Origin of the sequence: Citrobacter sp. wls826, from assembly GCF_005281245.1 — a bacterium.
Taxonomy (GTDB): Bacteria; Pseudomonadota; Gammaproteobacteria; order Enterobacterales; family Enterobacteriaceae; genus Citrobacter; species Citrobacter braakii.
Map to the genome: position 1 here is coordinate 115,727 of NZ_SZWS01000027.1, position 6,150 is coordinate 121,876.

Below are 6,150 nucleotides of genomic sequence, written 5' to 3' on the forward strand. Positions count from 1 at the left end.
CCGGCTTAAAACAGATGTCCTCGCAAAGTTCCGGCGGCGCATCGGTCGTCACGTTGCAGTTTCAACTGACGCTGCCGCTGGATGTTGCCGAGCAGGAAGTTCAGGCTGCGATTAACGCCGCCACCAATTTATTACCGGGCGATCTGCCCAATCCGCCGGTCTACAGCAAGGTAAACCCGGCAGATCCACCGATCATGACGCTGGCGGTCACGTCCAGCGCCATGCCGATGACGCAGGTGGAAGATATGGTCGAAACCCGCGTCGCGCAGAAAATCTCTCAGGTTTCCGGTGTCGGTCTGGTAACACTTTCCGGCGGGCAACGACCGGCGGTCCGCGTGAAGCTTAACGCACAGGCTATTGCCGCACTCGGTCTGACCAGCGAAACCATCCGTACAGCCATTACCGGGGCTAACGTCAATTCGGCAAAAGGGAGTCTTGATGGCCCAACGCGTGCTGTCACCCTTTCCGCCAACGACCAGATGCAGTCCGCAGACGAATATCGCCAGCTCATCGTGGCCTATAAAAACGGTGCGCCGGTTCGTCTGGGCGATGTCGCCACCGTCGAACAAGGGGCAGAAAATAGCTGGCTGGGCGCATGGGCCAATAAGCAACAAGCCATTGTGATGAATGTTCAGCGCCAGCCTGGGGCGAACATCATCTCCACGGCAGACAGTATCCGTCAAATGCTGCCGCAGCTCACCGAAAGCCTGCCCAAATCAGTTAAGGTCAGCGTGCTTTCGGATCGTACGACCAATATTCGTGCGTCCGTTGCAGACACCCAGTTTGAGCTAATGCTGGCGATTGCGCTGGTGGTGATGATCATCTACCTGTTCCTGCGCAATATTCCGGCGACGATTATTCCTGCGGTCGCCGTTCCGCTGTCGCTCATCGGCACCTTCGCGGTGATGGTATTTCTTGATTTCTCCATCAATAACCTGACCCTAATGGCGCTAACCATCGCGACAGGATTCGTAGTGGATGACGCTATCGTGGTTATCGAGAATATTTCACGCTATATCGAAAAAGGCGAAAAACCGCTGACTGCCGCCCTGAAGGGGGCTGGTGAGATTGGTTTTACCATCATCTCTCTGACATTTTCGCTAATCGCCGTGCTGATCCCGCTGTTGTTTATGGGTGATATCGTTGGCCGATTATTCCGCGAGTTTGCCGTTACGCTGGCCGTGGCAATTCTGATTTCCGCCGTCGTCTCGCTCACCCTCACGCCGATGATGTGCGCGCGCATGCTTAATCAGGCCTCGTTGCGTAAGCAAAACCGCTTCTCCCGCGCCTCGGAGCGTATGTTCGATCGCGTCATTGCCGGGTACGGTCACTGGCTGGCAAAAGTGCTGAATCATCCGTGGCTCACACTGGGCGTGGCGCTCGGCACGCTGGCACTGAGCGTTATGTTATGGGCCTTTATCCCCAAAGGGTTCTTCCCAATCCAGGACAACGGCATCATCCAGGGTACGCTGCAGGCGCCGCAGTCCAGTTCATTTGCCAGCATGGCCCAGCGCCAGCGCCAGGTTTCCGATGTCATCCTTCGAGATCCGGCGGTAGAGAGCCTGACCGCTTTTGTCGGCGTGGATGGTACTAATCCGGCATTGAACAGCGCGCGTCTGCAAATCAACCTTAAGCCGCTGGACGATCGCGACGATCGCGTGCAGAAAGTGATCGCACGCCTACAGGACGCAGTTGACAGAGTACCCGGCGTTGATCTCTATCTTCAGCCCACCCAGGACCTGACGATTGATACCCAGGTCAGCCGGACGCAATATCAGTTTACGCTGCAAGCAACGTCCCTTGACGCCCTCAGCACCTGGGTTCCACAGCTGTTAGAAAAACTTCACCAGCTACCGCAACTGTCCGATGTCAGTAGCGACTGGCAGGACAAAGGGCTGGTGGCGTATGTGAACGTCAATCGCGACAGCGCCAGCCGTTTAGGCATCAGCATGGCGGATGTCGATAACGCCCTGTACAACGCCTTCGGCCAGCGATTGATTTCAACCATCTACACCCAGGCCAACCAGTATCGCGTCGTGTTGGAACATGACACCAACAGTACGCCGGGGCTTGCTGCACTGGACACTATCCGTCTGACCAGCAGCGACGGCGGCGTGGTTCCGCTCAGCGCAATCGCCAGCATTGAACAGCGTTTCGCTCCGCTGTCGATTAACCACCTCGATCAGTTCCCGGTCACCACCATCTCGTTCAACGTACCGGACGATCATTCGCTGGGCGATGCGGTGCAGGCAATTCTGGATGCCGAAAAAACGCTCAATCTGCCAGCAAATATTACCACCCAGTTCCAGGGCAGTACGCTCGCTTTCCAGGCCGCGCTGGGTAATACCATCTGGTTGATTGTGGCTGCGGTTGTCGCGATGTATATCGTCCTCGGCGTGCTGTATGAGAGCTTTATTCACCCGATTACCATTCTCTCCACGCTACCCACGGCGGGCGTCGGCGCCCTCCTGGCGTTAATGATTGCCGGCAGTGAACTGGACGTCATCGCGATTATCGGCATTATTTTGCTCATCGGTATCGTCAAGAAAAACGCCATCATGATGATCGACTTCGCCCTTGCCGCGGAGCGCGAACAGGGCATGACCCCACGCGACGCTATTTTCCAGGCCTGTCTGCTGCGTTTTCGCCCGATTCTGATGACTACGCTGGCAGCACTGCTCGGTGCGTTGCCGCTGATGTTAAGTACCGGCGTGGGGGCCGAATTACGTCGTCCATTAGGAATTGGTATGGTCGGTGGTCTGCTGGTAAGCCAGGTATTAACCCTGTTTACCACCCCGGTGATTTATCTGCTGTTTGACCGTCTGTCGCTGTACGTGAAAAGCCGCTTCCCGCGTCAGGAAGAGGAAGCGTAAATGAAATTTTTCGCGCTTTTCATTCATCGTCCGGTGGCGACCATTCTCATTTCGGTGGCCATCACCCTGTGCGGGATACTGGGCTTTCGTCTGCTGCCGGTAGCTCCGCTGCCGCAGGTGGATTTCCCGGTGATCATGGTCAGCGCATCATTACCGGGCGCTTCCCCTGAAACGATGGCGTCTTCGGTAGCCACCCCGCTGGAGCGCTCACTGGGGCGCATCGCGGGCGTGAACGAAATGACCTCGAGCAGTTCCCTTGGCAGTACGCGCATTATTCTTGAATTCAAATTCGACCGTGACATCAATGGCGCGGCGCGGGATGTTCAGGCCGCGATTAACGCAGCGCAAAGCCTGCTACCCAGCGGCATGCCAAGCCGCCCCACGTACCGCAAAGCCAACCCTTCCGATGCGCCAATCATGATCCTGACGCTCACGTCGGACACTTACTCGCAGGGTGAGCTGTACGATTTCGCATCAACCCAATTAGCACAGACCATCGCGCAAATCGACGGCGTGGGTGACGTCGACGTTGGGGGCAGCTCTCTGCCTGCCGTGCGCGTAGGGCTTAATCCGCAAGCGCTGTTTAATCAGGGCGTGTCGCTGGACGACGTGCGTAGCGCGATTGCTAACGCCAATGTGCGTAAGCCGCAGGGAGCTATCGAGAATGATACCCATCGCTGGCAGGTACAAACCAACGATGAGCTGAAAACCGCCGCCGAGTACCAGCCGATTATTATCCACTACAATAACGGCGCTGCGGTGCGGCTGGGCGATGTTGCGTCTGTGAGCGACTCGGTGCAGGACGTACGTAACGCGGGGATGACCAACGCAAAACCGGCTATCCTGCTGATGATCCGCAAGCTGCCAGAAGCCAATATTATTCAAACGGTAGACAGCATTCGGGCCAAATTACCGGAGTTACAAACGCTGGTCCCGGCCGCCATCGATCTGCAAATTGCCCAGGATCGTTCACCGACCATTCGCGCCTCGCTGGAGGAAGTCGAACAGACGCTGATTATCTCCGTTGCGCTGGTTATTCTGGTGGTCTTTGTTTTCCTGCGCTCCGGGCGCGCGACCCTGATCCCTGCGGTAGCGGTTCCGGTCTCGCTGATCGGTACCTTTGCCGCCATGTATCTGTGCGGGTTCAGCCTGAACAACCTGTCATTAATGGCGTTGACCATTGCCACGGGATTTGTCGTTGATGACGCGATCGTGGTGCTGGAAAATATTGCCCGCCACCTGGAAGCGGGAATGAAGCCACTGCAGGCGGCGCTACAGGGTACGCGCGAAGTGGGATTCACGGTGCTCTCAATGAGCCTGTCGCTGGTAGCGGTGTTCCTCCCGCTGCTGTTAATGGGCGGATTGCCTGGGCGCTTGCTGCGCGAATTTGCCGTCACGCTGTCAGTTGCTATCGGTATCTCGCTGCTGGTGTCGCTGACATTAACGCCAATGATGTGTGGCTGGATGCTCAAATCCAGCGCCCCGCGTGAACAGTCTCGTAAACGAGGTTTTGGTCGTGTGCTGGTGGCACTGCAACAGAGTTACGGCACTTCGCTTAAGTGGGTGCTGCGCCATACGCGACTGGTGGGCGTGGTGTTACTTGGCACCATTGCGCTGAATATCTGGCTTTATATTTCCATCCCCAAAACCTTCTTCCCGGAGCAGGATACGGGCGTGTTGATGGGGGGGATTCAGGCCGACCAGAGCATCTCTTTCCAGGCGATGCGCGGCAAACTGCAGGACTTTATGAAGATCATCCGCGACGACCCGGCGGTGAATAACGTCACCGGTTTTACCGGCGGTTCCCGGGTTAACAGCGGGATGATGTTTATCACCCTCAAGCCACGCGATGAGCGCGGTGAAACCGCTCAGCAGGTGATCGACCGCCTGCGCGTCGCGCTTGCAAAAGAGCCTGGCGCGAATCTGTTTCTGATGGCGGTGCAGGATATTCGCGTCGGCGGCCGCCAGGCCAATGCCAGCTATCAATACACATTGCTTTCCGACGATCTGGCGGCGCTGCGCGAGTGGGAACCGAAGATCCGTAAAGCGCTTGCCGCCCTGCCCCAACTGGCGGATGTCAACTCAGATCAGCAGGACAATGGCGCGGAAATGAACCTGGTCTACGATCGCGACACCATGTCTCGTCTGGGGATCGACGTTGCAGCCGCTAACAGCCTGTTGAACAACGCTTTTGGACAACGGCAAATTTCAACTATTTATCAACCGATGAACCAGTACAAAGTGGTGATGGAGGTCGATCGACGTTACACCCAGGATATCAGTGCGCTGGATAAAATGTTCGTCATCAACAATGACGGTAAGGCAATTCCGCTATCGTACTTTGCCAAATGGCAACCGGCGAATGCCCCGCTGTCGGTAAACCATCAGGGCTTGTCCGCTGCCTCAACCGTGTCGTTTAACCTGCCAACAGGTTCTTCACTGTCTGAGGCGACAGAGGCTATCAACAGAACCATGACCCAGCTCGGCGTCCCCTCCACGGTTCGCGGTAGCTTTGCCGGCACGGCACAGGTATTTCAGGACACCATGAACTCGCAGGTGATCCTGATTATCGCCGCCATTGCCACGGTCTACATCGTTCTGGGGATGCTGTATGAAAGCTATGTTCATCCCCTGACCATTCTCTCCACGCTACCTTCAGCTGGCGTCGGGGCTTTGCTGGCGCTGGAGCTGTTCAATGCCCCGTTCAGCCTAATCGCCCTGATAGGGATAATGCTATTAATTGGCATTGTGAAGAAAAATGCCATCATGATGGTCGATTTTGCGCTGGAAGCGCAGAGAAACGGCAAGCTGCAGCCGGAAGAAGCCATTTTCCAGGCCTGCCTGCTGCGTTTTCGCCCAATCATGATGACCACGCTGGCGGCGTTATTTGGCGCGCTGCCGCTGGTGTTATCCGCCGGGGATGGCTCCGAACTACGTCAACCTTTGGGGATAACCATTGTCGGCGGGCTGGTCGTGAGTCAACTCCTGACGCTGTACACCACGCCTGTGGTCTATCTCTTTTTCGACCGTCTGCGTTTTTCGCGTAAAAACAGCAAACCGGTAGCAGAGTTATGACAGAACTTCCCGACAGCACCCGCTGGCAGCTTTGGATTGTGGCATTCGGCTTTTTTATGCAGTCGCTGGATACCACCATCGTGAATACTGCGCTTCCCTCGATGGCGGCAAGCCTCGGGGAAAGCCCGTTACACATGCATATGGTCATTGTGTCATATGTTTTAACCGTTGCCGTGATGCTGCCCGCCAGCGGATGGCTGGC

The 6,150-nt window shown here is 56.4% G+C and carries 2 protein-coding genes and 1 pseudogene; all 3 read left to right on the top strand.

What is annotated here, in order from left to right:
• On the top strand, positions 1-2,873 hold a 2,873-nt coding region (locus tag FDW87_RS06450; RefSeq protein WP_252363046.1), incomplete at its 5' end, for an MdtB/MuxB family multidrug efflux RND transporter permease subunit.
• Positions 2,874-5,948: a multidrug efflux RND transporter permease subunit MdtC gene (mdtC, locus tag FDW87_RS06455; RefSeq protein ID WP_016156934.1), complete on the top strand. Its 3,075-nt coding sequence runs from the start codon at positions 2,874-2,876 to the stop codon at positions 5,946-5,948. It begins immediately after the preceding gene.
• Positions 5,945-6,150 (top strand): annotated as a pseudogene (locus tag FDW87_RS21985) (multidrug transporter subunit MdtD); the annotation flags it as partial. The gene mdtC and the pseudogene FDW87_RS21985, both read left to right, overlap by 4 nt.

Excerpts from the sequence above, each read along its gene's own strand:
- mdtC (WP_016156934.1), top strand. The coding sequence starts at position 2,874 with ATGAAATTTTTCGCGCTTTTCATTCATCGTCCGGTGGCGACCATTCTC.